The sequence below is a fragment of the Gordonia effusa NBRC 100432 genome (assembly GCF_000241305.1).
Lineage (GTDB): Bacteria > Actinomycetota > Actinomycetes > Mycobacteriales > Mycobacteriaceae > Gordonia > Gordonia effusa.
On sequence record NZ_BAEH01000081.1, the window covers coordinates 13,468 to 40,058 of the forward strand.

Annotated in this window: 22 protein-coding genes; 1 reads left to right on the forward strand and 21 read right to left on the reverse strand. The window is 63.5% G+C overall.

Annotated elements, in window-relative coordinates; all coding sequences use genetic code 11:
* Window positions 1–302: 302 nt before the first annotated feature.
* The 21 genes from ileS to GOEFS_RS14500 all read right to left on the reverse strand — a co-directional run bounded on the left by ileS (window position 303) and on the right by GOEFS_RS14500 (window position 25,644).
* Window positions 303–3,587 carry an isoleucine--tRNA ligase gene (gene ileS, locus GOEFS_RS14400; protein ID WP_007318659.1) on the reverse strand — a complete coding sequence of 1,095 codons (3,285 nt, stop codon included), beginning with the start codon at window positions 3,585–3,587 and terminating at the stop codon, window positions 303–305.
* Window positions 3,588–3,836: 249 nt separating this feature from the next.
* Window positions 3,837–4,715 carry a hypothetical protein gene (locus GOEFS_RS22540; protein ID WP_007318660.1) on the reverse strand — a complete coding sequence of 293 codons (879 nt, stop codon included), beginning with the start codon at window positions 4,713–4,715 and terminating at the stop codon, window positions 3,837–3,839.
* A 12-nt stretch (window positions 4,716–4,727) separates the two neighbouring features.
* The gene (gene wag31 / locus GOEFS_RS14410; protein ID WP_007318661.1) at window positions 4,728–5,570 is read right to left on the reverse strand and encodes a DivIVA-like cell division protein Wag31; all 843 of its coding nucleotides are present in this window, start codon (window positions 5,568–5,570) and stop codon (window positions 4,728–4,730) included.
* A gap of 414 nt (window positions 5,571–5,984) precedes the next feature.
* Window positions 5,985–6,275, reverse strand: a complete 291-nt coding sequence (locus GOEFS_RS14415) for a YggT family protein (RefSeq protein ID WP_007318662.1) — start codon at window positions 6,273–6,275, stop codon at window positions 5,985–5,987.
* A 79-nt stretch (window positions 6,276–6,354) separates the two neighbouring features.
* A complete protein-coding gene (locus GOEFS_RS14420) occupies window positions 6,355–7,077 on the reverse strand; it encodes a cell division protein SepF (RefSeq protein ID WP_007318663.1) in 723 nt (240 codons plus the stop codon).
* A gap of 85 nt (window positions 7,078–7,162) precedes the next feature.
* Window positions 7,163–7,918, reverse strand: coding sequence for a YggS family pyridoxal phosphate-dependent enzyme (locus GOEFS_RS14425; protein WP_007318664.1), 756 nt, complete (start codon window positions 7,916–7,918; stop codon window positions 7,163–7,165).
* Between the two features lie 3 nt (window positions 7,919–7,921).
* Window positions 7,922–8,638 carry a peptidoglycan editing factor PgeF gene (gene pgeF, locus GOEFS_RS14430; RefSeq protein WP_007318665.1) on the reverse strand — a complete coding sequence of 239 codons (717 nt, stop codon included), beginning with the start codon at window positions 8,636–8,638 and terminating at the stop codon, window positions 7,922–7,924.
* A gap of 3 nt (window positions 8,639–8,641) precedes the next feature.
* Window positions 8,642–9,811: a cell division protein FtsZ gene (gene ftsZ, locus GOEFS_RS14435; RefSeq protein ID WP_007318666.1), complete on the reverse strand. Its 1,170-nt coding sequence runs from the start codon at window positions 9,809–9,811 to the stop codon at window positions 8,642–8,644.
* Window positions 9,812–10,079: 268 nt separating this feature from the next.
* Entirely contained in the window at window positions 10,080–10,763 is a 684-nt protein-coding gene (locus GOEFS_RS14440) for a cell division protein FtsQ/DivIB (RefSeq protein WP_040525207.1), read from the reverse strand.
* 15 nt (window positions 10,764–10,778) lie between these two features.
* Window positions 10,779–12,356, reverse strand: a complete 1,578-nt coding sequence (locus GOEFS_RS14445; RefSeq protein WP_007318668.1) for a UDP-N-acetylmuramate--L-alanine ligase — start codon at window positions 12,354–12,356, stop codon at window positions 10,779–10,781.
* A 2-nt stretch (window positions 12,357–12,358) separates the two neighbouring features.
* Window positions 12,359–13,507 carry an undecaprenyldiphospho-muramoylpentapeptide beta-N-acetylglucosaminyltransferase gene (gene murG, locus GOEFS_RS14450; protein WP_007318669.1) on the reverse strand — a complete coding sequence of 383 codons (1,149 nt, stop codon included), beginning with the start codon at window positions 13,505–13,507 and terminating at the stop codon, window positions 12,359–12,361.
* Window positions 13,495–15,063, reverse strand: a complete 1,569-nt coding sequence (ftsW, locus tag GOEFS_RS14455; RefSeq protein ID WP_007318670.1) for a putative lipid II flippase FtsW — start codon at window positions 15,061–15,063, stop codon at window positions 13,495–13,497. Before ftsW ends, murG begins: the two co-directional genes overlap by 13 nt.
* A complete protein-coding gene (gene murD, locus GOEFS_RS14460) occupies window positions 15,060–16,613 on the reverse strand; it encodes a UDP-N-acetylmuramoyl-L-alanine--D-glutamate ligase (RefSeq protein ID WP_007318671.1) in 1,554 nt (517 codons plus the stop codon). The genes ftsW and murD overlap by 4 nt, the downstream gene beginning before the upstream one ends.
* Window positions 16,606–17,691: a phospho-N-acetylmuramoyl-pentapeptide-transferase gene (mraY, locus tag GOEFS_RS14465; RefSeq protein ID WP_007318672.1), complete on the reverse strand. Its 1,086-nt coding sequence runs from the start codon at window positions 17,689–17,691 to the stop codon at window positions 16,606–16,608. The genes murD and mraY overlap by 8 nt, the downstream gene beginning before the upstream one ends.
* 69 nt (window positions 17,692–17,760) lie before the next feature.
* On the reverse strand, window positions 17,761–19,800 hold the full coding sequence (locus tag GOEFS_RS14470) for a UDP-N-acetylmuramoyl-L-alanyl-D-glutamate--2,6-diaminopimelate ligase (RefSeq protein ID WP_007318673.1): 2,040 nt from the start codon (window positions 19,798–19,800) through the stop codon (window positions 17,761–17,763).
* Window positions 19,801–19,904: 104 nt separating this feature from the next.
* On the reverse strand, window positions 19,905–21,824 hold the full coding sequence (locus tag GOEFS_RS14475) for a peptidoglycan D,D-transpeptidase FtsI family protein (protein WP_040525197.1): 1,920 nt from the start codon (window positions 21,822–21,824) through the stop codon (window positions 19,905–19,907).
* A gap of 21 nt (window positions 21,825–21,845) precedes the next feature.
* Entirely contained in the window at window positions 21,846–22,646 is an 801-nt protein-coding gene (ftsL, locus tag GOEFS_RS14480) for a cell division protein FtsL (RefSeq protein ID WP_007318675.1), read from the reverse strand.
* Entirely contained in the window at window positions 22,643–23,665 is a 1,023-nt protein-coding gene (gene rsmH, locus GOEFS_RS14485) for a 16S rRNA (cytosine(1402)-N(4))-methyltransferase RsmH (protein ID WP_040525210.1), read from the reverse strand. The genes ftsL and rsmH overlap by 4 nt, the downstream gene beginning before the upstream one ends.
* A gap of 195 nt (window positions 23,666–23,860) precedes the next feature.
* Entirely contained in the window at window positions 23,861–24,301 is a 441-nt protein-coding gene (mraZ, locus tag GOEFS_RS14490; RefSeq protein ID WP_040525211.1) for a division/cell wall cluster transcriptional repressor MraZ, read from the reverse strand.
* A gap of 387 nt (window positions 24,302–24,688) precedes the next feature.
* On the reverse strand, window positions 24,689–25,093 hold the full coding sequence (locus GOEFS_RS14495; protein ID WP_007318678.1) for an SCO2097 family morphological protein: 405 nt from the start codon (window positions 25,091–25,093) through the stop codon (window positions 24,689–24,691).
* Window positions 25,094–25,176: 83 nt separating this feature from the next.
* Window positions 25,177–25,644 (reverse strand): SAV_6107 family HEPN domain-containing protein, encoded by a 468-nt coding sequence (locus tag GOEFS_RS14500; RefSeq protein ID WP_007318679.1) that lies wholly within the window; start codon window positions 25,642–25,644, stop codon window positions 25,177–25,179.
* A gap of 236 nt (window positions 25,645–25,880) precedes the next feature.
* Here GOEFS_RS14500 and GOEFS_RS14505 point away from each other — a divergent pair, with 236 nt between their 5' ends.
* Window positions 25,881–26,582 carry a GNAT family N-acetyltransferase gene (locus GOEFS_RS14505; RefSeq protein WP_007318680.1) on the forward strand — a complete coding sequence of 234 codons (702 nt, stop codon included), beginning with the start codon at window positions 25,881–25,883 and terminating at the stop codon, window positions 26,580–26,582.
* Window positions 26,583–26,591: the final 9 nt, after the last annotated feature.

Consider the following 26,591-nt stretch of genomic DNA (forward strand, 5'->3'; position numbering starts at 1 on the left):
GCCGTCAGCGCCTCCGGCTTACGCCGCAACGTCGGCTCACGGCGTCTCGATACACCAGCTCGCACGCTCACTTCGGCACTCGACGATCCGAGATAGGCACCCCACAAACAAACCGACTGATCGCCCCGACCACCGTCGATCGTCGAGTGCCGCGACGAGCCTGCGAGACGCGGTGTATCGAGACGTGGCAAGACGACCTCACCAACCCAACCACCACCGGTCACGTCAACAACGTCGACTCACGGCGTCTCGATACACCAAAGCTCGCAAGCTCACTTCGGCACTCGACGATCCGAGATGATCTATACCTTGCTCACGTCCGCACTTACGCCGTCGCCCAGTTCTACCGATCCCGGCGCACCGGTCGCCACGTCAAAGGTGGTTGCCAGCACCTCGCCCGCGATCAGCTGTGCGTGCGCCCGAGCCCAGTCAACGCGCTCGGCGGGAACGACCAATCGCACCGCGATCCGATCGGACACCTCCAAGCCCAGGTTCCGGCGTGCGTCCTGAAGTTCGCGGACGCGATCTTTGGCCCACCCTTCGGCTTCCAACTCCGGTGTAACCGCTGTGTCGAGGACCACGAGGCCGCCGCCACCTGGCAACTCCGCGGTCGAATCCGGCTCGGCAGCAACAAGTTTGCGCGTGTACTCACCGTCGACGAGATCGATGCCGCCAGCGGTAACCACTTCGGTTCCGTCATCGCTGGTCGAGACTGACCAGTCGCCAGCCTTGACCGCCTTGATCACCTTCTGGACATCCTTGCCCAACCGCGGCCCGGCCGCCCGTGCGTTTACCGACAATTCGACGCGACCGAATGCGTCCGCGTCGTCACTCAGTGTCACCGATTTCACGTTCATCTCGTCGGCGATCAAGTCGGTGTACGAGCGAAGACGATCTGCCGTCGGCGACGCGATTGTCAAGCCCGGCAACGGAAGTCGCACGCGCAACTTGTTGGCCTTACGAACGCTCGACGTCGTCGAACACACCGCCTGCACCTCGTCCATCGCGGCAACCAAATCCGCGTCCGCGGGCAGATCGTCAGAAGACGGCCAATCGGTGAGATGTACCGAACGCTCGCCGGTCAAGCCACGCCACATCGCTTCGGTGGCAAGAGGCAGCAGCGGAGCGGCCAACCGTGCCGCCACTTCCAATACGGTGTACAGCGTGTCGAAAGCATCTGGGTCGGCATCCTGTCCGCCCCAGAACCGCGAACGCGACCGTCGCACATACCAATTCGTCAACGACTCACAGAATTGCCGGAACGACTCACATGCCCCGGCGATGTCGTAGACGTCAAGTGCCTCGGTCATCTCGTCGCGGGTGACGGCGAGCTTCGCGAGGATGTACCGATCGAGCACATTCGTCGAGTCGGTACGCCATACCGCGGGCCGCTCAGCGTAGAGCTGAAGGAAGCTATAGGCGTTCCACAGCGGCAACAGCGCTTGCCGCACCCCCTCGCGGATGCCACGTTCGGTCACGACCAAGTTTCCGCCACGCAGGATCGGTGACGCCATCAGGAACCAGCGCATCGCGTCGGACCCGTCCCGGTCGAACACCTCGTTGACGTCGGGATAGTTACGCTTGGACTTGGACATCTTCTGTCCGTCATCACCCAACACAATTCCGTGTGCCGCAACGTTTTTGAACGCCGGACGATCGAACAGCGCAGTCGAGAGCACGTGCAGGTTGTAGAACCAGCCACGCGTCTGCCCGTTGTATTCGACGATGAAATCACCCGGGTTGTGCGCGATTTCACCAGCCGCACCGCCGTCGAACCAGTCCCGGTTCTCGAACGGGTAATGCACCTGAGCGAATGGCATCGAGCCAGATTCGAACCAGCAGTCGAGGACCTCCGGCACCCGCCGCATAGTCGAATTACCGCTCGGATCATCGGGATTCGGCCGCACCAAATCATCGATATACGGCCGGTGCAAGTTCGTCGGCCGCACGCCGAAGTCACGTTCGAGTTCGTCGAGCGACCCATACACGTCGATCCGCGGATAGTCGGGATCATCCGATACCCACACCGGGATCGGCGCACCCCAGTAGCGGTTACGGCTGATATTCCAATCTCTCGCGCCCTCAAGCCATTTGCCGAACTGTCCGTCGCGGATATGCGATGGCACCCAATTGATCTGCTTGTTGAGTTCGAGCATCCGATCCTTGATCGGCGCCACCGCGACAAACCAGGACGGCACCGCCATATAGATGAGCGGCTGTCCCGACCGCCACGAATGCGGGTAGGAATGCTCGATAGTCTCGTGGCGCAGAATACGGCCAGATGCCTTGAGATCCTTGATGATCACCGGGTTGGCATCGAACACCATCAGGCCCTCGTACGGCGGCACCTGCGAGGTGAACCTGCCGCCCGGGTCCAGTGGCTGCACTACGTCGATGGCGTTGGCGGTGGCCAGATCCATATCCTCTTCACCGAATGCGGGCGCGAGGTGAACGACACCGGTGCCACTGTCGGTGGTTACATAATCGGCCAACAGAATCCGGTGCGAATTCGGGTGTCCGACAAAGAAATCGAATGGCGGCAGATAGTGCACGTCGGCAAGCTGATCGCCCTGGTAGGTGCTGATGATCTCGACCTCGCCCAGTTCTCGCGCGTACGCGCCGAGCAACGCCTTCGCCAACAGGTATTCCTGACCGTCGCTGCCACGTACGTGTGCATACTCGACGTCGGGATTCACCGCGATCGCCAAGTTCGACGGCAGCGTCCACGGGGTGGTGGTCCAGATGAGCGCGTTCACACCGTTTAGCGCCGCGAGATTCGAATCAGGACCGATCACCAGCGGCATTCGGACCGTCACCGCCGGGTCCTGGCGCATCCGGTAGGCGTCGTCGAGCTTAGATTCTTGGTTGCTTAGCGGCGTCTGCTCATACCAGCTATATGGCAGCACGCGGTAGCCCTGATAGATCAAGCCTTTGTTGTGCAGTTCCTTGAAAGCCCACATCACCGACTCCATGAAGTCGAGATCGAGGGTCTTATAGTCATTGTCGAAATCGACCCAACGTGCCTGGCGCGTCACATAATTGCGCCATTCCCCGGTGTAGCGCAGCACCGAGTCGCGGCAGAAGTCATTGAACTTCTCCACGCCCATCGTCTCGATCTCCGACTTATCGGTGATCCCCAACTGGCGCTCAGCCTCTAGCTCAGCGGGCAAACCATGTGTGTCCCAACCGAATCGGCGCTCCACACGTTTGCCGCGCATCGTCTGGAAACGCGGCACGAGATCTTTGACATAGCCGGTGAGCAGGTGGCCGTAATGCGGCAGGCCATTGGCGAACGGCGGACCGTCGTAGAAGACGAACTCCTCGGCTGGCTCAGTTGTATCACTCGGCCCGCTCGCTACGCTCCCGGCGCCTGTATCACTCGGCCCGCTCGCTACGCGATTCTGGATAGAGGCCGCGAAGGTCTGATCGTCATCCCAATAGTCAAGAACGATCTTCTCGACGTCGGGGAAACGTGGCGCACCTCGACCGGTTCCGCCGGTCATATCGACGATCGGATATACGTGACCGACACCGGCTTCGACCGACTGCGACGGGTCGCCCTGGGATGTGCTGGGTTCGCTACTCATGTTTCCTCCGTGCCGAAATCATCTCTGGCACGGGGACGCCGATCCCTCCGGATCAGCGCGGTACCACCCCGCTTGCATCGTGTCGATGCCTCTCTGCGATGCCGGCGCAACCGCCGAAATCGAGTGGCTATAACGGGCCACGCCCGCTCGGGTCTACTGGTCCGACACCCTACGGCGTCGAATTTTCTTCCGAGTGCTCCCCGGTGATAGCCGGATCAACGCGCATGAAACTCTGCTACAAGTGTGCCACTACTCCGGCGGCGGATGCCAATTGGGATCGAGTGGGTCGAACTTCGGCTTATTCGATGCGACTGCGGCATTCGAGTCGTCACTGGCGTCCCGGTGCCGTGAGCGTGTCACCGACGGACGCGGGTGCATCGTCGAGCCGTCAGGATGCTGATCGGACCGCTGGCCGGTTGACCCAGTCCCCGGAACCGACGTCGACCAATTCGACGACGCTGAGTCCAACCGCACGTGCTCGTCATACCGAGGCCGGGCCGGCGTGATCGAGGACTCCCAACGAACTCCCGACCCCCCGAAACCCGGTGCGGATTCCACCCGGGGCACCGGACCGGTGTCGGCGTCATCGGCCCGCGGCTGTGGTGCTGCCGGTTGTGATGTGGTGGACGGCGACTCGAATTTGCCGCTGGTGGCGGCCACGTAGTCGGTAAACGTTCCTTCGGCAGCCGGGGCGCTCGTCTGAGCAGCGAGCTGCGCGGCCTGCGAACTGGGTTGCGGTATCCCGGAGATCGGTGCGGCGTCACCCTCGGGTATCGGCGGTTGAGCCCGTCGCACGACGCTGGGAGTTGAGGCCGGAACATCGGCAATCGGCTCATCGGCCGACAGAGCGGCTACCTTGGGACCATCACGTCGGACGATCGGGTTCTGATTCGTCGACTCCCGGTCCGGTTGCGAGTCGCCCTTCGCCGGGACATCCGTTGCCGACTTGTCCGATGCCAGGCCAGCCTTGGCAGCTCGGCCTGAGCGAAGCACGTCGGCTACCAAAAGACCGACACCGATCAGGCAGACGACGATACAAGCGATCGCCAAAGCTACCTGACCGGTGATCAGACCCACTACCAGAAGCGCGAACCCGATAAGGGTCGTCCCAATGGCTAGTGACAGCACGAGAAGAGAACCTTAGTTCTTGGTGAAGTTCTGGTAGCCGCCGCCGTTGTTGTTGCCAGCGTCCGAGCCGTACGACTCGTTGCGAGTACCTTCCACCGGGGCCGCGCTGCCGCGCTGCTGCAACTCTTCGAGCTGCGACTCCAGATACGTCTTCAGACGTGTCCGGTACTCGCGCTCATAAGTCTTGAGCTGTTCGATCCTGCCCTCCAGCACACCGCGCTGCTGGTTGATGGTGCCCATGATCTCACTGTGCTTACGCTCAGCGTCGGACTGCAGAGCTTCCGAGCGCTCCTGCGCCTGGCGCAACTGAGCTTCCGAACGGGTCTGTGCGTCGGCGAGGATCGCCTCCGAACGCTGACGAGCGTCAGCCAAGAGCGCATCGGCCTTGGTCTGCGCGTCGCCGACCATCGCATCGGCACGGGTCCGAGCGTCGGCCAGCAAGGTATCGGCCTCGGTCCGGGCGTTCGACGTCACGCGATCCGCGGTGTCCTGAGCCAGCGCGAGGACGCGCGCGGCACGCACATTGGTCTCATCCCCGACGGGAGCCTGCTGCTGCGGTGGTGCAGCGGCGAACTGTGGCTCGGGAGCTGGCGCCGGGGCAGCGAATACCTGCGTGCGTTCTTCGGCTGCCGGTGCTGCCGGAGCTGCGGCTGGTGCTCCAGAACGCGCTGCCGCGAGGTCACCCTCGAGTTCGTCGACGCGCGCTTTGAGATCGGTGTTCTCTTCGATTAGACGCGCGAGTTCCGCCTCGACGAAGTCGAGGAACTGATCGACCTCATCTTCGTTGTAACCGCGCTTGCCGATCGGCGGTTTACTGAACGCGACGTTGTGCACATCAGCTGGTGTCAGCCGCATGGTCGGTTCCCCTTAATCTTTGGTTCGAGCGTTTCTACTTGTGGGTCGAGCACTGAACTCTGCACATTGGCTCGAGACTGTTGCCTACACGTGACCTTCACTCTGTCACATGTCTGATCGAGGCTCGTCGCCGCAGTCACTTTGAGTTCAAATCCGTAACTAGCGTCCTATCCTGTCACATCAATACCGTTGGTCGCACCCGGTCGATGCGCTCTCGCAACTTAATATTCGCCAAACAATGACAATCAACGTTACGTCAGTGAGATGGCGGCGACTAGTTAAGGATCGGTGTGATCGATTGATCAGCCACCCAAAAATCTGGTTTCACCTGCAGATATGCCAAAGATTTCGAAGAATGACAATAAAGTAATTCAACAAAATGCCACTAATGTGATTATCGACGCAAAGAACTTTTTACATAATTTGGTTTTTTGCGAGTTGGTAACCCACAATCGCCACGATCATCACCAGCATCAGCGACAGATCGAGGCGCACCGGCCCGAGTGGCAACGGCGGGATGAGTCGACGGAGCAACTTGATCGGCGGGTCGGTAACGGTGAAGACCGCTTCGATGAAAATCACCGCGACGCCCTTGGGACGCCAGTCCCGGGCGAATGAGCGCACCAACTCCACGACCAGACGGCCCAACAGGAGCAGCCAGTACACGAAGAATGCGTAAGCGAGAATTGTCCAGAATATCGTCACTACACCACTGTGCCCGATAGTCGCGCACTACCGCTCGCCGGGTGCGGAACGACTATCTCCGGCACCTCGGCTCGCGTGGTCAGTTGTGGTTGTAGAAGCCGGTTTCGGCAATCTTGCGGCGATCCTCGGGCGAGACATCGACGTCGGCCGGTGAGAGGAGGAACACCTTGGTGGCCACCTTGTCGAATGAACCACGCAATGCGAACGCCAGTCCGGCGGCGAAGTCGACCAGCCGCTTGGCGTCGTCGTTACTCATATCGACCAGGTCCATGATTACCGGATTACCGTCGCGGAACCGTTCACCGATGGTGCGCGCCTCACCGTAATCCGACGGGCGCAACGTGGTGATCTTCTGCAGTGGACCGTCGGCGAAGATTCGATCGAGTTCACGCTGATCGTTGACAGCGACCGAACGGGATACACCGGCGGCGCGCATGCCTGCGGCCGAACGGGGCAGCGGTTCGAGGCGCGAGACGCCCGAACGCTCGCGGTCGGCACGCATCGGGCCGGCGTAGGCGTATTCACCACCTGCTACTCGACGTTCGGTTTCGAACCGCTCATCGGCGTAACGATCCTCGGCGAACCGCTCGTCGGCGTAGCGATCCTCGAACCGGTCCGCTTCGAACCGATCCGCGTAGCGGCCGTCCCGATAGGCACCTTGTCCGTAGTAGTCATCGCGGTAGGCACGCTCCCGCGATGCCGAGCGAGCCGGCATCACGTTCGAGTCCTCGAGGTAGTCGTCCTCGTAGTCACTCGGAGGCACCATGCCGAAATATGCCTTGAATTTCTGCATCGTGGTCATCTCGGGCCTCTCTTGGTGGCGATCGGTGTTGCAATTGTGATTGTAGTGAAACCTGTGAATCCTGGTACTTCTGTGACCGATGTGATTACGGTATCGGCCGATCCCCCAAGATTGCAGTTCCGACACGCACACATGTGGATCCGAATTTCACTGCGACGTCGAGATCACCGGACATGCCCGCCGACAGGGTCGTCGCCGCCGGATACTCAGCGACGACGTCGGCGTGTGCGCGTGCCAATTTCGCCAGCCACCTCTCCCGCTCACCGTGCTGAGGTGCGATAGCCATCAAGCCGCCCAACCGGAGCGCATCGGCCGACTCCACCTGCTCGGCCAGCTGGGCCAAGCCGTCCACCGGCACACCACCGCGCAGCGGATCGTCGTCGAGGCTGACCTGCAGTAGGACGTTCAACGCACTGTCCCGCTCTCCGGCGTCCAACGCGGCGGTCACCCCCCGTCCGAGGGCGTCGATCAATGGCGCACTGTCGACCGAGTGAACGGTACGCGCCCACCGCGCCACCGACCGCGCCTTCTTGCGTTGGACACTGCCGATCATGTCGAACTTCGGGCGCGGTGCCGAATCATCCAGTGCCGCAACCACTTCAGCAACTTTGCGGCCGGCTTCAGGCTCGCGCGACTCGCCGAATTCCGCACAGCCGAGGTCGATCAAGCGCAGAACATCATCGGCGGGAAAGAACTTGGTGACGACGAGCAACGTCACCTCGCCTGATGCACGTCCGGCGTCGGCGACAGCGGCTTCCAGTCGTGCCGACACCGCGGCCAGATTGGCGGCCAGCTCAGCGCGCCGACGCTCGTCTCCGGCGTCGGCCATCCGCGCCGACATACGTCACCGCCCGGACTCGCGCCAGATCACCGATGCAAGGCGTCCGGTCGGCGCTTGTCGTCGATGACTGAACAGCGAATCGTCAGCGATCGTGTCCCGTGGGTCGACCGCAACCGCGGCAACCCCGGCTTCGAGCAGCTGTCGACGCAGACCCGCCCGCAGGTCAAGTCCGGTGGTGCCCTTGCTCGTACGGCTGGCACTACCCGGCAGATGCGTTTCGACGTCGCGCTGCATCTCCGGCGGCACCTCGTAATTGTCGCCGGATGCCGCAGGTCCCAGGAATGCGCCGATCCGCTCGATGCGAGCGCCGAGTTCGACCATCACCTTCAGTGTCTCCGGGATGATGCCGATCCGCGCTCCAACGCGCCCGGCATGCACACCCGCGATCACGCCGGCCGCATCGTCGGACAGCAGCACCGGAACGCAGTCGGCGGAGAGTACCGCGAGCGCAAGGTCGGGGGTCGTGGTCACCAGAGCGTCGGTCGCGGGCACGACGTCGGCGCTCGGCCCCTCGACCACAGTGACAGTGCGACTGTGAATCTGCTCCATCCAGATAACTTGCTCATCGGTCAGCCCGATCTGCTGCGCGAGCCGAGTTCGATTGGCCGAGACCGCGATTGGATCGTCGCCAACGTGATCGCCCAGGTTGAAACTGTCGTAGGGGGCAGCCGACACGCCCCCGGCGCGGGTGGTGACCACCCGGCGCACCGTCGAGCCCATGCCCTATCGCCGCATGAAGTCCGGCACGTCGACGTCATCATCGTCGAGTCGGACGGTATTGCGACGCGGCTCCTCGGTGCGCGCGAACGGATCTGACGCACCGGCCGGCGCCGAGCCGAATAGCGGGTCATTCTTCGCCGCCGCACCGGTGGTTCCGGCCTGTCCTTGCTCCACGCCAGTGCGTCCGGCGGATTTGGTCACCGGTGATTCGACCTTCTTATGCGGCGCACCACCGTCGAATCCGGCTGCGATCACCGTGATTCGCACCTCGTCGCCGAGGTTGTCGTCGATGACCGTGCCGAAGATGATGTTGGCGTCCTCGTGTGCCGCTTCCTGCACGAGAGTCGCGGCGTTGTGGATCTCGAACAGACCCAGGTCGCTGCCACCGGCGATGGAGATCAGGACGCCGCGAGCGCCTTCCATCGAGGCTTCGAGAAGCGGCGAGTTGATCGCCGACTCCGCTGCCTTGCGGGCCCGCTCCTCGCCGCGCGCCGAACCGATACCCATCAACGCACTACCCGCGTCGCTCATCACACCCTTGACGTCGGCAAAGTCGACGTTGATCAGGCCGGGCGTGGTGATCAGGTCGGTGATGCCCTGCACACCGTTGAGCAGCACCTCGTCGGCGCTGCGGAACGCGTCCATCAGCGCTACCTCGGCATCGCCGAGCTGCAGGAGCCGGTCGTTCGGGATGACGATGAGCGTGTCGCAGGACTCGCGTAGCGCGGCGATGCCAGCTTCGGCCTGTCCGCCACGACGCTTGCCCTCGAAGCTGAATGGTCGAGTCACGACGCCGACGGTCAGCGCGCCGAGTTTGCGGGCGATTTGCGCGACGACAGGTGCACCGCCGGTTCCGGTGCCGCCCCCCTCACCCGCGGTGACGAAGACCATGTCGGCACCCTTGAGCAATTCCTCGATCTCGTCGCGGGCATCCTCGGCGGCCCGACGGCCGACCTCCGGATCAGCGCCGGCGCCGAGTCCGCGAGTGGAGTCCCGCCCGACGTCGAGTTTGACGTCGGCGTCGGAGAGCAGCAGCGCCTGAGCGTCGGTGTTGATCGCGATGAACTCGACACCCTTGAGGCCCTGCTCGATCATTCGGTTGACAGCGTTGACGCCACCACCGCCGATACCGACGACTTTGATGACGGCCAGGTAGTTGTGCGGTGGCGTCATGCCTCGCCCTCCTCGTGAGAAAAACCCTAAACCTAAACCATAGATATAGAGTTATGTCAAGTACTTGTTACTGCTGATGACGGTATGCATCGGGTGGACTCCAAGCCAGCTTGTGCGCGGCGTGTCGGCAAAGTTCTGCAATATTGCGGTGCGGCTCACGGTAAGTCGGCAAATAGCGGCGTCTAATCCGGCTCAAAACTGCGCGCTCAGAGCACGCGAGGGAACATCTCCCCCAGGCCGAGCCACATCGCAGGTTCCAGCCGCCCTGCTACCGGTAGGCCGGATACTCCGGGCTCGACACGTTATAGTTCGACCCTTTTCGGGTCATGATCAGCCGCAGCGCCTCAGCCTTATCCGCGGTCCGCGTGCTATCGCCCCACACCACGGTCTTATTGCCGCGCAACACAAATTCGATGTCGACCGGCGACGACGCGTTCACCTCGAGTAACTGCCCGGCAATGAACGGCGGCAGATCGGCGATCACCGGCAGCACGGCCTTCGTCGTCGGGTCGGCCGGTCCCGGGTTGGGTGTGGAAAACACCGGAAGTTTGGATAACTCCGGCGGCAACGTAATGGATTTGTCGTAGTGCCGGTAGGCCACGCCGGTCTTGTCGAGAACGTGAATCTGGGTATCGGTGGCTACTTTGACCACCGGACGCCGTTCGACGACGGTGATAACAATCTTCGACGGATACGACCGTTGGATGCGCACCTGCGCCACATCCGGAATCGCCGCTACCCGCTGCGCGGCCGGAGCCGTATTCACCTGCAGTAGCGGGCGACCTTTCGCAATCGCGGCAGCGGACAGGATCTGATCTTGAGATACCTCATTCGTGCCGGTGATCTCGATCGACCGTACCGACATCAACGGCGTGAAGTACGCGATCGTCGCTAAAGCCCCCGCGACAATAACTACCCCGAGCGCCCACCATATGCTGCGCGACGATCGCATCGACGACACTGTGGCTCACTCCCCTGGCGTGGTCGACGCGGCACCGATCGCAGCGAGTATCTCCGGCCCCTGCATGGTGATGTCACCAGCGCCGAGAGTGAGCACGATGTCTTTTCCAGTCACAAGTCCCGCGACGACGCGGGGAAGATTCGACAGACTCGGCGCGAATACCGCTGGCACCGTTACCAACTCACTAATGCTGCGCCCGCTAACCCCGGGCAACGGCTCTTCCCGCGCACCATAGACATCGGCCACGACTACCTGATCGGCAGCGGATAGCGCACGCGCGAACTCCGTCGCGAATTCCCTTGTACGCGAATACAAATGGGGTTGGAAGACCGCGATGACTCGGCCCTCACCTGCCACCGACCGCGCCGCGGCAAGTACCGCGGCCACTTCCGTCGGGTGGTGGGCGTAGTCGTCGAACAACCGGACTCCACGGGCTGTTCCGCGAAATTCGAACCGTCGATGCACGCCGCTGAACGCCTCGATACCGGCGATCACCGCATCCAATTCCCCACCGGCACGGACACATCCGAGGATCGCACCGAGCGCGTTGAGCGCCATATGCTCACCGGGAACGGTGACGATAAACGTCCGCTCTGTAATATTTCCCGTCGCTTCGCTCGCCCCGGTGACATTCCCCGTCGCTTCGCTCGCCCCGGTGACATTCCCCGTCGCTTCGCTCGCCCCGGTGACATTCCCCGTCGCTTCGCTCGCCCCGGTGATTTCGGATAGATCGAACCGAACCCGCACACGGCCGCCGTCGCTCGTCGGCTCCCAGGAAAGCAGTTGTGCCGCAGTCCCATTGCGGCCATAGGTGAGAACAGCTACGTCACGTTCGGCCAACGCACTCGACATCCGTTGCGCTAACGCCGCCGAACCTGGATCGTCGGCGCATACGACGACGGTGCCACCCGACGCCACCCGATCACAGAATTGATCGAACACATCGACATACGCCTGTTCGCTGCCGAAGAAATCCAGATGGTCGGCTTCGATATTGGTGACGACGATGACATCGGGGCGGTATTCAAGCAGCGAGCCATCGCTCTCGTCGGCCTCCGCGACAAAGATACCGCCGGTACCGTGATGGGCATTGGTCCCCGACTCGTTCAACTCGCCGCCGACCGCGAATGACGGATCTAGACCGCAATTCTGCAGCGCCACAACGGCCATCGACGTCGTCGACGTTTTGCCATGGGTACCCGCGACGAGCAGCGTCGAGTAACCCTCCATCAACGTCGCGAGCACAGCGGGCCGCAACAAGATCGGGATACCCCGCTCGCGCGCCGCGACCAGCTCCGGATTGGTCTTCGGAATCGCCGCATGTGTCGTCACCACCACCGTCGGCCCACCGGGCAACTGATCCAACGCCGCTGGGTTGTGGCCGATCGCGATCTGCGCGCCCCGCGTACGCAACGCGAGAATACCGCGGCCGTCTTTGGCGTCCGATCCCGAAACCTGCCCGCCCCGAGCCAACAGAATCCGCGCCAGCCCAGACATACCCGCACCGCCGATACCGACCATGTGCACGCGGGCCAGTGATTCCGGAAGTGTTCGACGAGAAGGTGTTTCGGTGTGCTGAGCCATCGTCACTCCCGCTCGCCCGCGAAATCTGCCGCCAGGTCCAACGCGGTCCGCGCGACGACGCTCGCCGCATCCCGGTGCCCGCCGGCCGATGCCGCGGCGGACATCGCGGCCAGCCGCTGCGGGTCGCCAAGTAGCGCGGGTACCTCACGCTCAACCCACTGGGTAGTCATCTCCGCGTCCTCGACCAGTAGTCCACCGCCCGCGTCGACGACGGGTAACGCATTGAGTCGCTGCTCGCCGTTCCCGTGCGGCAATGGTACGTAGACCGCGGGCAGACCGGTCGCCGATACCTCGGCAACGGTCATCGCACCCGACCGACAGATCACCAAATCGGCTGCGGCATAAGCCAAATCCATCCGATTGAGATAGGCGACGCCAATATAGGGCGGTGTATCGGATGAGTGAGCCGGGTCGATAGTGTTCTTCGGTCCGTACGCGTGGAGTACGCCGATCCCGGCTGCGCCGAGGGTTCCCGCGGCACCCGCGACCGCGTCGTTCAGCCGGGCAGCTCCCTGCGAGCCGCCGAAGACGAGCAGCGTCGGCGCCTGCGGGTCGAGCCCGAAGTAATGACGAGCCTTGTCGCGCAGAGCTTTTCGATCAAGTCCGGCCAACGAACCGCGGACCGGCATTCCGACCACGTCGGCATTGGGCAGCCCAGACGCGTCCACCGCGGCGAGGACTTTGTTGGCGTAGCGCGCACCCACCTTGTTGGCGATGCCGGCGCTCGCGTTCGCCTCGTGAATCACCACCGGGATCCGGCGGGATCGCCGAAAATGTCCCCGAGCGGCGAAATAGGCGGGCAATGCCACGTAGCCGCCGAACCCAATCAGCACGTCGGCGTCGACGTCGGCTAGCACCCTACGTGCGGCCAGCACGGCACGCGTTAACCGGAACGGCACCTTGAATAGATCACCATTTACCTTGCGCGGCAACGGAACCGGCGGAATCAATTCCAGCGAGTATCCCCGCTCGGGAACCAGCCGCGTTTCCAGACCCCGCGTAGTACCCAATGCCGTGATCCGCGCCCCCGGTGCGATCGCCGCAACCGCATCGGCGACAGCCAGCGCGGGCTCGATATGCCCAGCTGTGCCGCCGCCGGCAACCACCACCGATAGCCGCGCGCCATCATCTGGCACCGTCACGTACGCCACCACCGTTCCTGTTGCGGATTCGCCACCCGCCGAGCATCGGCGCGTCGGGAACGATTGTCCACCGTTGCCCGACGGCCCGCGCGCCGACCTCCGGTTGTGTCGCTCACATCGCCGCGCCGACCACCGGAGACGGCACGTCGCGCGCCGGAAGTCAGCAGGTCATAGGAAGACCGGTGCCCCGGTAGGCGGGCGCTCTGTCCACGCTCGGACTTGTCGCGTGGCCGACGCCCGCTGGCGCGGCCCTCGTCGGCGCGGCGATCTCGCGGTCTCCGGTCGAGTCGTTCGCGCAGCCGATCGGCGCGCGAAGGATGATATGGAACCGGCGTGGGCAGGCGGAGCAGGCGGCTGACCCGGGCCGGGCCGCTCGCGGTCAGCGCGGCGACCGCGTCGGGTTCGTGTCGTGCGGCATTCGCGAGGAGCCCAAGCATCGCCAGAATCGTCAACGTCGACGTGCCACCGGCGGACAACAGCGGCAGCTGGATACCCGTCACCGGCAGCAGCCCGATGACGTAGCCAATGTTGATGAACGCCTGCGCGGTGATCAATACGGTGATCGTCGCGGTCATCAACTTCAGGAACGGGTCGACCGACCGCGCGGCGATGCGCAGGCCGAGGAAGGCAAGCAACGCGAACAGGCCAACGACCAGCAATCCACCGATCAGACCGAGTTCTTCCCCAATGATCGCGAAGATGAAGTCGTTGTGGGCGTTGGGAAGATAGTTCCACTTGGCGCGACTCTGCCCCAGCCCGACACCGAAAATGCCACCGTTCGCCAGCGCATATACCGCCTGTCGTGCCTGATAGCCCGCACCCTGCGGGTCATCGATGGCGCCGAAGAAGCTGCGCACACGTTCGGAGCGATAGCCCTCGGCAAGTGCGAGCACGATCGCGATCGCGATGCCGGTGATGACGAAACCACCGAAGACTCGAAGGGGCAGGCCGGCGAACCACAGCAACGCTCCGACGATGATCGCGACGGTGATCGTCGTCGACAGGTTGGGCTCCAGGATGATCAGCAAACAGATCAACGCCGCGACCGGCAAGAGCGGAATGAGTAGTTCCCGCAGCGATGCGTTGTCCCGACGTCGGGAAGCCAGCAGATGCGCGCCCCAGACACACAGCGCGACCTTGACCAGCTCCGACGGCTGAACCGACAGACCACCGATGACGAACCAGCGTCGGGCACCCTGTGACAAGGTGCCGATACCGGGCACCAGAACCAACGCCAGCAGCAGCGTGGTGATCACGATCATCGGCGCCGCGGCGCGACGAATCAGCCGAATCGGCAGTCGCAGCATGATGTAGAAGACGACGAGACCCAACACCGCGAAAGTCACCTGCGTGGTGAACAGGCCGTAGGCCGATCCCTCTTTCGAGTAGCCCTCGACCGATGACGCTGAGAGCACCATGACCAGACCGAATACGGTCAGGAAGAAGGCCATCGCGAGAACGAGATGAAACGATGCCAGCGGTCGCCCGAGGATGTTGCGGACGGCGCCGACGATGGCGGCCGGCCAGCTCGTCTGCTCGTCGCGCTCGGTTACGCCCGCGGTCATCGGGACGCCTGGGCCGAATCCACCACACTGCGGGCCGCGGCGGTGAACGCGTCACCGCGGATGCCATAGCCGGCGAACATGTCCAACGACGCGGCGGCGGGCGCGAGAAGCACCGCCGAGACCGGTCGCGTCGACTCGCGGGCAAGCTGCCACGCCTGCTCGACGGCAACATTCATCACCGCGTGCGACGGCGGCAGATCGACGGTTTGGCTTACTCGCGTATCCGACGGCGATACGGCGTGCGCTGGCCGGGCAGATCCTTCGACGACACTCACTTGCCCATCGTCCCCTGTGAATACTGTGACTGTTGGGACTTCTGGGGCGTGTCGCGCAATCGCATCGACGATTATTTGCCGATCGCGGCCAATGGCAACGACACCCGCCAGCCGCGACGCATTAGTAATGACCAACTCGTCGACCGAAGCGCCTTTGAGCAGGCCGCCGGCGATCAAGACAACCCGGTCATACCCGGCGAGTGCCGCCGTCGCGGCGTGGGGATTGGTCGCTTTGGAGTCGTCGACGAACCGCACCGACATGCCGTTGCACTCTGCCGTCGCCACTACCTCGCCCCGATGGGCTGCCGGCGAAAACGCGCGCAGTCCGGCGGCAACCTGCTCGGGACTCACCCCGACCGCCCGCGCCAACGCCGCCGCGGCCAGCGCATCGGCAATACCCGACGGCCCGGTCGGGCGGATGACATCGGCAGCGACGAGTTCGACACCGGCCGCATCGCCAAAGACCCGGTCAATGAGCATGCCGTTACGCACACCGAATTGTCCCGGTTGCGGCTCGGCCCCGGTGAATCCGATGCGCCGGCTCGTCGACCCGATCGGCAGCGTCGCGGCGATGGCGTCGTCATCGCCGACTACGGCGACCGCCGCCTGCAGTGCGAGTGCCTTCGCCGCCGCGTACGCGGCAAACGACCCGTGCCAGTCCAGATGGTCTTCGGCGACGTTGAGCACGACGGCCGCGTCGGCGTGAACCGAAGGCGCCCAATGCAATTGGAAGCTCGACAATTCGGCGCACAAGACGTCGGCGCGCTCGGGGCCGACCATTGCGTCGAGCACCGTGAGCCCGTAGTTCCCGCAGGCCACGGCATCGCGGCCGGCGGCGAGCATAATCGCCTCGATCATTCCGGTTGTCGTGGTCTTACCGTTGGTTCCCGTGACGACCAGCCAGGTGCGCGGCTCGCCGAGTGCCCCAGCCCGGTCGAGTTGCCACGCGAGTTCCACCTCGCCCCAGACCGGCACCCCGGCCGCCGCCGCCGCGACCGGCAACGGGTGCGTCGGGGCAAATCCTGGCGAGACTACGAGCAGATCTACCTCGGATAGATCGCCGGCCAGCGTCGCGGAGATCGATTCGCCCGGGACCGTTACCCCAGCCAGCAGCTCGGTAGCCGACGTCGAATAGCGATCGTCGACGAGGCGAACTCGCGCACCGACGCCTACCAGATACGACGCAGCGGACCGGCCGGCTGCACCGGCACCGGCGATGAGCACCGTCGCGCCGGGGAGTTCGGCCACCAGATTCGACGCCACCGGGCTAGCCACTGGCAGTGAGGAATTCGCTGTAGAACAGCGAGAGGCCGAGCGCACAGGCGATTGCGGTGAGCAACCAGAATCTGATGATCACCGTGGTTTCCGCCCAGCCACCCAGTTCGAAGTGGTGGTGGAACGGAGCCATTCGAAACACCCGACGTCCCGTCGTCCGGAAGAACGCGATCTGAATGACGACCGAGACGATCTCGGCGACGAACAGTGCACCGAGCACGATGGCCAGCAGTTCGGTGCGGGTCGTGATCGACAGGCCGGCGAGCAAACCACCGAGTGCCAACGATCCTGTGTCACCCATGAAGATCTTGGCCGGCGCCGCATTCCACCAGAGGAAGCCCAAACATGCACCGCCACCCGCGACGGCGAGAAGTGCGAGGTCTTGCGGGTCCCGCACGTGATAGCAGCCCGGATTTCCGACGGCGGCGGGATTGACGCACGCGTTCGCGTTCTGCCACAACGCGACCAGCACATACGAACCGAGCACCATTGCCATCGATCCAGCGGCGAGACCATCGAGGCCGTCGGTGAAATTCACCGCATTCGACCAGGCTGCCACCACCAGCCAGCAAAAGACGACAAAGCCGACCGATCCCAACGAGATGGCGACAATGTCGCGTACGTAGGACAGGTTGGTGCTCGCCGGCTGATCCCCGGCGCCATTGCGGAACTGAATCACCAAGACACCGAACAGGATCGCGGCGACGAATTGGCCGACCGACTTCGCGGTCTTGTTCAGGCCGAGGTTTCGATGTTTACGAATCTTGATGAAGTCGTCGAGGAACCCGACGATCCCGAGCGCGACGGCCAAGCCCAGCACCAGCAGTCCTGACGCCCGCGGACCTGAGCCGTCGGCTATGAAGCCGGCGAGGTGCGCACCGAAATACCCGGCGATAAGTGCGGCGATAATCGCGACACCACCCATCGACGGGGTGCCGCGCTTAGTCTGGTGACTCTGCGGTCCTTCAACGCGGATTTCCTGGCCGAAGCCCTGCCGCGAAAATACCTTGATCAGAATCGGGGTCAACAGAATCGCGACCGCCAGCGAGATGGCTCCCGCAATCAGGATCTGCCACACAAGTAGGTCCCTTACCGTTTGTTCCGATGGATACTTCGGATGTTCTCAGCCTTCTATCAAACCTTGTGCTCAGGCGGTCAAGACCACCAGCCCCGCAACTGACAACTCCTCGGTGAGTTCGCGCACCGATGCGGGCCCGGCTATCGCGACCATGTCGCCGGCCACCGGCTGCCAGTCCGGGTCCGAACGCAGCAGTTCACGAGCCGCAAACACGGTCTGCGCCAATACCGCCTCGGCACCCCAGGAGCCTTCCATGACCGCCCCCTGATGCAGAGCGCGCACCGCGCGCGACGCTCCGACCGCGAGAATCTTGTCCACCGCGAGGCGTACCGCCAGCCTGCCGAGTCGGTCGTGATCGACGACGGTCTGCTGTTCGTCGGCCCCGTGTTCTCCGTTCGCACTGTCGGGCGCCAATTCACCCAGAATCAGCCAGGTGCGCGCACCACGATCACGATGTGCGCTGCCAACGCCGGCATCGGCGGCTTGCTCAACGAGACGACGAATGAGTGCACTCGCGTCGGACACCGTCGCTGCCGGGGCCGACACGCCCGCGACCTTCGCCCGTAACGCGGCTGCCAACACCACTCGATCGTCGAAGGGATGTTTGACTCCGTTGATCTCCTGCCCGGCCTCGTGACCCTTGCCCGCGATCAGCACGACGTCGCCGGGTGACGCCCACTCGACAGCGGCCGCGATTGCCGCGGCGCGGTCCCCGACGTCGCGGATCGGCTCGGACGACGATGGCCGATCGTTCGCGTCGATGCCGACGGCGCCGGCGAATACCTCGGCACGGATCGCGGCTGGTTCTTCGGTACGCGGATTGTCATCGGTGATCACCACGAACTCGGCACCACGCGCGGCGGCGGCACCCATCTGAGCACGTTTGCCAGTGTCTCGATCACCACCGGCTCCGATGACAACGCCGATGCGGCCGTCAGTTTGTTCGCGCAATGTCGCAATGACCGCCTCCACCGCTGCGGGTTTATGGGCGTAATCAACGACAGCCAGGAACTCCTGCCCTTCGCTGATGCGCTGCAGCCGGCCAGGCACCGACACCGCCGCTAATCCGGCCGAAATGGGAGCGAACTCCACTCCGACGGATCTGGTAATGGCCAGTGCCACAAGCGCATTGGCGACGTTGAATCGGCCAGGCAACGGCAGTGCGAGGTCCAACTCGGCGACGTCGGGACCTGATACGCGCACCCGTTGGGTACCGTCGACCGCGATGGACGACTCCCCCGCGGTCCACTGCGCGGGCACCTGACCGGTCGACACGGTTACCGGCGACGGGGCGATCCGCGCCATCGCGCGTCCCCACTCATCGTCGACGCAGACGACGCTGCGGTCGGCACGCAGTGTCGAATCTTCTTTGAAGAGAATAGCTTTCGCGTCGAAGTAGTCATCCATCGTGGGATGGAAATCAAGGTGGTCCTGGGAGAGGTTGGTAAAGGCGCCAACATCGAAATGCGACCCGGCGACGCGTCCGAGTGAGAGCGCATGACTCGATACCTCCATAACCACCGTGTCGACCCCCTGCTCGACCATCGCGGCAAAGAGCGCCTGAAGGTCGGGCGCTTCCGGGGTGGTCAGCGAACTTGGTTGTGCCACACCGTTAATGCGGGTCTGCACAGTTCCCAGCAACCCCACCGAGCGACCGTCGGCGAGCAGGATCGACTCGACCATGAACGCCGTCGTCGTCTTACCCGAGGTGCCGGTTATTCCGATGAGAGTCAGCGACTGACTGGGATCGCCGTAGATCAGCGAACTCAACTCACCGAGAACCGAACGCGGATCTGGGTGCACGATGACTGAGAGGCCGGCGTCGGACAGTTCGGTTTCGATTAGTTCTCGGCCGGCCGGATCAGTGAAAATCGCGGCCGCACCAGCTCGTACCGCGTCCGCCGCGAATCGCGCGCCATGCACGCGACTTCCAGGTAGAGCCGCGAACAGGTCGCCGGGAGAGATCGACTGGGCGCGCAAGCTGACTCCGGTAATCGAGACATCGGCTGACCCGAACACGCGGCCACCGATTGCCGTCGCCAGCTCGCCAATCGACGTCGGCGAGACCCGCTGGGGACGGATCGGCCCGGACTGTTGCGACTGCGACACGCTCGATCGCCTCCTTAACTTTCTCGCCTGCGGGGGCTGCACCGCCCAAACAACATACCGTTCACCGGACCGACACCCACCATTACCGGCGGCGCATCGATTCGTCAGTCGGTGGTCAGCGTTAGCTTCGGCGTCTGGGTGGGCGAGAGCGGCACGCGATCACGCTGCAACAGCCACGACGCAATGGTGCCGAACAGCGGTGCGGCGGACTGTCCGCCGGAACCGTCGGAGCTGCGCGGCGGGTTGTCCATCATGATGCCGACGACGTACCGCGGATTATCCGCGGGCGCGATGCCGGCGAAGGTGATGTTGTAACTCGAATTCGAGTACCTACCCGTGGCCGGGTCGACCTGCTGCGCCGTGCCCGTCTTGCCGGAGATCTGATAGCCGGGTACGGCTGCCTTGGAGCCGGTGCCCTGCTGAACCCCGGTGGGATCGTTCTGGATCACCGCGCGAAACATATCGCGAACCGTCTTGGCGGTCTGCGCGCTGACCACCCGTACCGGCGACGGCGCTTCCGGAGCGCTGGCGTCGTGTCCACTTCGCTTCTCCGACTTGAAGATTCGCGGTGGTATCCGCATGCCGTCGTTGGCGATGGTCTGGTAGATGCCGGTCATTTGCAGCAAGGTCATCAGTAGACCCTGGCCGATCGGGAGGTTGGCGAAGGTCGACCCCGACCACTGACTGAGCGCCGGTACGTCACCTGACGATTCAGCCGGCAATTCGACGCCAGTCCGCTCCCCCAGGCCGAAGCGAGCGAGCAGATCTGCGTACCGCTTGTCGCCAATCTTCTTGGCGAGCATCAGGGTGCCGACGTTCGACGATTTGCCGAAGATGCCGGTAGTGGTGAAATGCTGCGGCCCATGCGGCCAGGCATCCCGGACCGTTACGCCGCCCATGTTGATGGCCCCGGGGACCAGCAGCACCGAATTGGGTGTGGTGACGCCGTATTCGATGGCCCCCGAGGCCGCGATCACCTTGTTGACCGAGCCCGGTTCGAAGGGTGAGGTCACCGACGGGTTCCCCAGCTCGACGCCCTTCTGCTCGGCCAGCGGTTTGGAAGCGTTGAACGTACCGTCATTTGCCATCGCCAGTACTTCGCCGGTATGCGAATCGAGGACCACCGCCGACACACTCTTGGCACCCGACGCCGCCTTGGCCGCCGCGACCTGACTCTGCACAAACCACTGGATGTCGGAGTCGAGGGTCAGCTGCACGGTGGCGCCGTCGATAGCCGGGTGAACGTTGCGGGTGCTGCCGGGAATGATCGCGCCGTCAGATCCACGGTCGTAGGTGGTTGAGCCGCTAGTACCGGCGAGGATCGAATCCATCGACGATTCCAGGCCAATCAGGCCGTTGCCGTCGTAGTTGACATCGCCTACAACGTTCGCGGCGAGTGACCCACCGGGATAGAGCCGGATATTCTGCGGGTCGGCACCGACCTCGGGGAAATCTTGAACGATCTTCTTCGCGACATCGGTACTGACCGAACGCGCGAGGTAGACGAATTTGTCGGTGCTGGTCAGTTTTGCGAGCAAATCGGTCGGACTGATCGATCCACCCAGCGCACTCGAGACGCCCTTGGCGATCTCGTCTAGCCGAGTCTTGGCATCGGGTAACGACGGATCCTTCTGATGGGCCTCATCAATCGACTTTCGGACCGCCTGCGGCAGGAAGGTCAGTGCCCGCGCCTCGTCCGTATAGGCCAGCGGCCGACCGTTACGGTCGACGATCGCGCCGCGTTTAGCCGTCAGCACTTGGGTGTACTCGCGCTGCTCGGCAGCCTGCTCGGACAAAGTGCGCGAATCGATCGCGTGCACGAAGACCATCTTCGCGGCGACGACTACTACGGCGAGAATCACCAACACCCCGGCCATGCGGCCGCGGAAGACGAATTTCTCGCCTTGCCGAGGAGGACGTCCGCCGCCAATCCTCACACCGGAGCCCGCCGAACGAACTGTTGACGGGCGTTTCGCCCGACCCGTCCGATCTGGGCGCGGCGGGAACAAACTGGCACGCGTCATGATGTCTGATTGTCCCCCGCGCTACCGGTTGCGCCCGGAATTTGGAGTGGTCGGCGTGCCGCCGCCGGGCAGGACATTCGGTGTCGGCGCCCCGTCAGTGGGAGCAGGCACGGACGTCGTCGCAGGCGCGGGTCCCGTGGCACCGGTTGGGGATGTCGTCGGCGCTGGGGCGGGCGCCGACGTTGTCGGGCTCGCCGCTCCCGTGCTGCCGGGCAGTCCTCGCGAATCTTCTACCTTCGACACATCGATCTTGGCAGTCGGGTCGTCATTCTGTTTCGGGTTGATCGACTTGGGCGCACGCCCCGAGACCGGCTCGGGCGTTCCGTAGACTCGCGGCTTTCCGTTCGCGCCCACCACCATTCGGGCGGGGTTACGCGCGGGTACCAATCCGAGCTGCGCTGCCTTATCGGAAAGATCAGGCGCGGCGTCGGCCGACTCGAAGGTCTTCTTCAGTGCGTCGCGCTGGTCGGTCAGCGACTGGTTCTCCGCGCGCGCGACGCTCAATTCGTAGGAATCTTGGGCCGACCTGGTGGACAACCAGAGCGTGAGCACCATGCCGGCGGCGATAAGCGCGACGACGGGAACCACGAAGGGCACACCCGCGACGCGTTCGCGCAAGGTCGGTCGAGGTGCGACCGGCGCTGGCGCCGGTTGAGCATCGTCGACCTTGCGGCGCCGGGCCCATGACTGCGGTGTCGAGCCAGATTGGCCGGCCCGTTTGGCCCGACGGTCGATCGCCTTCTGGGCCGCTTTCGACCGCGTCGGTCGCGAGGTGTCCGCGCCACGGGTCTGCGCACGCTTACGATTTTCGAGCAGCGTCATAGCGGTGCCTCCTCAGCGATTCGTTCGATTGCGCGCACACGCACCGGTGCCGAGCGCGGGTTGCGATCCAACTCGGCATCGTCGGGACGTTCGGCGCCCCGGGTGACAAGCGAGAACCTGGCTGCGGCCCCGGGTAACTCGACTGGCAGTCCGGGCGGGGTCCGCGACGTAACACGTTGTGCGAATTCCTTTTTCACGATCTTGTCTTCGAGCGACTGATAACTCATCACCACAACTCGCCCACCAACCCGCAGCCCGGCGAGCGCCGCGGGTAAGGCATGTCGAAGGGAGTCGAGTTCGTGATTCACCTCGATGCGCAGGGCTTGAAAGGTTCGCTTAGCCGGGTGACCACCGGTCCGACGAGTCGCCGCGGGAATTGACGCGTAGAGAAGTTCGACTAGACGGCCGCTCGTGGTGAACGGTTCACGCTCACGTTCCCGCAACACGGCCGAAGCGATCTTCCCGGCAAAGCGTTCGTCGCCGTATTCGCTCAGCACTCTGGCTAGCTCACCGTGTCCGTAGGTGTTCAGAATATCGGCGGCGGTCAGTTCGTCCTGCGAGTTCATCCGCATATCCAGCGGCGCGTCTACCGAGTACGCGAATCCGCGGTCGGCCTGGTCCAGTTGCATCGACGACACGCCGAGATCGAAGAGGGCACCATCGATCCGCGCGCCGGGCGCACCGGCGCTAGCGAGGATGCCAGGCAGTTCGTCGTATCGCGCGCGGTGAAAACCGATGCGGTCACCGAATCGCGAAAGTCGTTGCCCGGCAATAGCAATCGCATTCTCATCGCGGTCGATAGCGATTACCCGCAGTCCGGGGAAAGTGTCGAGCAGAAGTTCACTGTGCCCACCGGCGCCGAGTGTTGCGTCCACCACGACAGCGTCGGTGCCATCGGGATCGGCCCGGGTGAGCGCGGGCGTCAGCAGTTCGACGATGCGTTGCGCCATCACCGGCACATGTCCGAACTCACCGGAGCGTCGTGGCTGCGAAGGTTGGGGATCGTCGTGGTTTGTCATCGCGTCTACCCCCTCACCAAGGTCGAGAACCGGTATCGGACTGACTGAATGTCGAATCGCGTGTCGCATTTATGCGCCGGATGTCGGGTGGGACTCAGGTCCCGGCCCGATCCGCACCTGGCGTTGGGGAAGTACGTCAGGGTCGGTTCGGGCCGGGGCCTCAGCTCACCCGCCGGGGCCATCGGGTCACGTCTGCTAGAGCACCGAATCCAGCGCGGCCGAACCAGCCGCGGAGAAATCGTCCTCGTGCTCGTCCTGGTATGCGCGCCATGCCTGCGCATCCCAGATTTCTAGGTGGGTAAAGCTGCCGATCACCACGCACTCTTTCGAGAGCCCGGCATACCTGCGGTGATCCGCGGACAAGGTGATCCGTCCCTGTCCGTCTGGACGCTGCTCATCGGTGCCGGCGAAGAAGTACCGCTGGTAGGCGCGCGCATCTGGGTCGTTGCGCGAAGCCGCCATGGTCTTCTCAGCGATGGCATCGAATTCGTCGAGCTGGTACACCGCCAGGCTGCGGTCCTGGTTTCTAGTCACCATCACGCCTCCTGCCAGTGCATCGCGAAATTTCGCGGGCAACGTCAGTCGCCCCTTGTCGTCCAATTTGGGCGTGTAGGTGCCGACAAATCGCATCGACATGTCGAACACCTCCTGCCCCATGGGCTTGGGCACGGTTCCGGATTCCGCGTCCCTCGCCCAGTGCTGCCACAGTACCCCACTTCGCACCACTTTCCACCACATAATCCCCCTCGGCGTGTCCCATCATCACAAAGTTGCAGTTCAGCACCGATAAAACCAGTGGGGAAGATTTTCGAAATGTACTGACCCAAGCAGGTTGCCAAAGTGGCAGAAGTGGCAAAACAACACTGATGTTGCTGTTCAAATCACTTCACTGGTGAGCAGTGGAGGAAAGTGGGGACTGGGGGGCGAGTCGTGGGTCTCTGAGCACGAGGACACAAAAAAGCCGCACATCGTCGATGTGCGGCTTTTACTTCAGACAGCGATACGGGTTAGTCCGGCATCACGTTATTGATCCTGATCGAAGCGGCGGTTGAACCGTTCTTCCATGCGCTCGGACAGTTTGCGACGCGACCCACCAGAATTTCGCGATGCCGTCGGCGAACCCTTCGATCCACCAGAACCGCTCGCCGAACCGCCGCCACCCCACAGCGCCATCAGGCACGCGCCGAACATCACTAAGAAACCGATGAGGCTGATTATCGGAAAGCCACCGAGTTTGACATCGACGGCGATGCCGCCGACCAACAGCACAAGGCCGACAACGAATATCGCAGCGGCTTGTAGACGCCGCCGCCCACCGCCGGGACCGATGCGACGACGCTTGACGCTCGACGCAAACTTGGGGTCTTCGGCGTACAGAGCACTTTCGATCTGTTCGAGCATCCGCTGCTCGTGCTCCGAGAGTGGCACCGACCCTCCTTACAACCGCGTGTTGGCCCGATGAACCGCAACCGGAACATCATCGGACACGCAGGGCGCGCGTGTCCCGCTTCTCATGATACGAGGTGAAGCTCCGGGCGACCACCATTGGCCAACTTCCCTTGCTCATAAGCGACAACCATCGCGTCGGCATCATCGAGGAGCGCGACTACATATCGACGCAGGGTGGCGGCCAACGCGGCATCCACGGCACGGATCTGACCGGACTCGATCTTCATTCGAACATCCGATACCGACATGAGGTACTCAGCGGCCGCATCCCACTCGGGGACCGCGGCGGTGAGTCGAGCCCAGGCATTTCGACTCCCCCGACGTCGTGCGGTGGGGGCCGGTGGTTCGAGCACGGCGAGAATACTGCCCGCACCGCGCAGAGCAGCGAGGTAATACTGGCGGAACCGCTCAGCAGAATCACTAACACCATCAGCGTTGGCAAGCAGATTGTCGCCGCGCTCAAGAAGGTCGCGGGCGCGGCGAACGACGATTGGATCAACCACGGTCACATTGGCTGCGGTACGTTTCACGGCTTGGCTTCCCTTCTACTCGAAACGCGTGTCCCCCACTTTGTACAACGACCCAGTGACAAGAACGCTTCCCTCGTCACTCGCCACCGGGCGTTGCACGGTCTTACGAGTAATCTGACGCAGCTTGCGGAGGCTGGGTACTCGAACACTCGTTCGACATATTCAATATAGCTTGTGCACCGTCGACGTTCAAGGCCAAAAGCGGCCATCTCGAGCTCCGCGACTGCGAGCCGCCGATGACCGTGCGCGTGGTTCGCTTGACCGGGCATGACGCCTATCTCTGGCTCGATCCTGCCCTCAACATCTACGTCACCGCCATGGGCTACCCACGCGGTACCGAGGCGCATCGAGCACCACTGTGGCGCGAGCACATCGCGCGCCCCGGTTGGCGGGCCTTCGGGGCAATCGCACAGGTCAGTGACCTGCCAACAGAAAGTCGTGGCGCATTCGCAGGACGGTTGAACCGCGGCAGCACATCGCTCTCGCGGCGACGACTACGCGCACCCCTGGCAATCACCGACGACGAAGTTCTCGTCGGCATCGCATATGGCTATCGCGGCGCGCCGGATCAGTGGTGGAACCAGCAACTACGCGCCGGCCTGCGCCGCTCGGGACTATCGCCGGTAGCGGTGAACGACATCGCCAACGACTATTTCGAACTCACCGAACTTCACGTTCACCCGTCCGTGCAAGGCTACGGTCTTGGACAGTGGCTGCTGACTCGCCTCGTCGCCGAATGCACCGAGAGTCGGGTCCTGCTATCGACCCCCGAAGTAACCGGCGAAGAGAATCGCGCCTGGTCGCTGTACCGACGCCTCGGCTTCACCGACGTATTACGCCATTTCACGTTCGCCGGCGATCCCCGACCGTTCGCCTTTCTCGGGCGTCCGCTGCCGCTCCCGGTCGCCCCGCCCTCGATCGGACCGAACCACAATTAGGAGAACGGG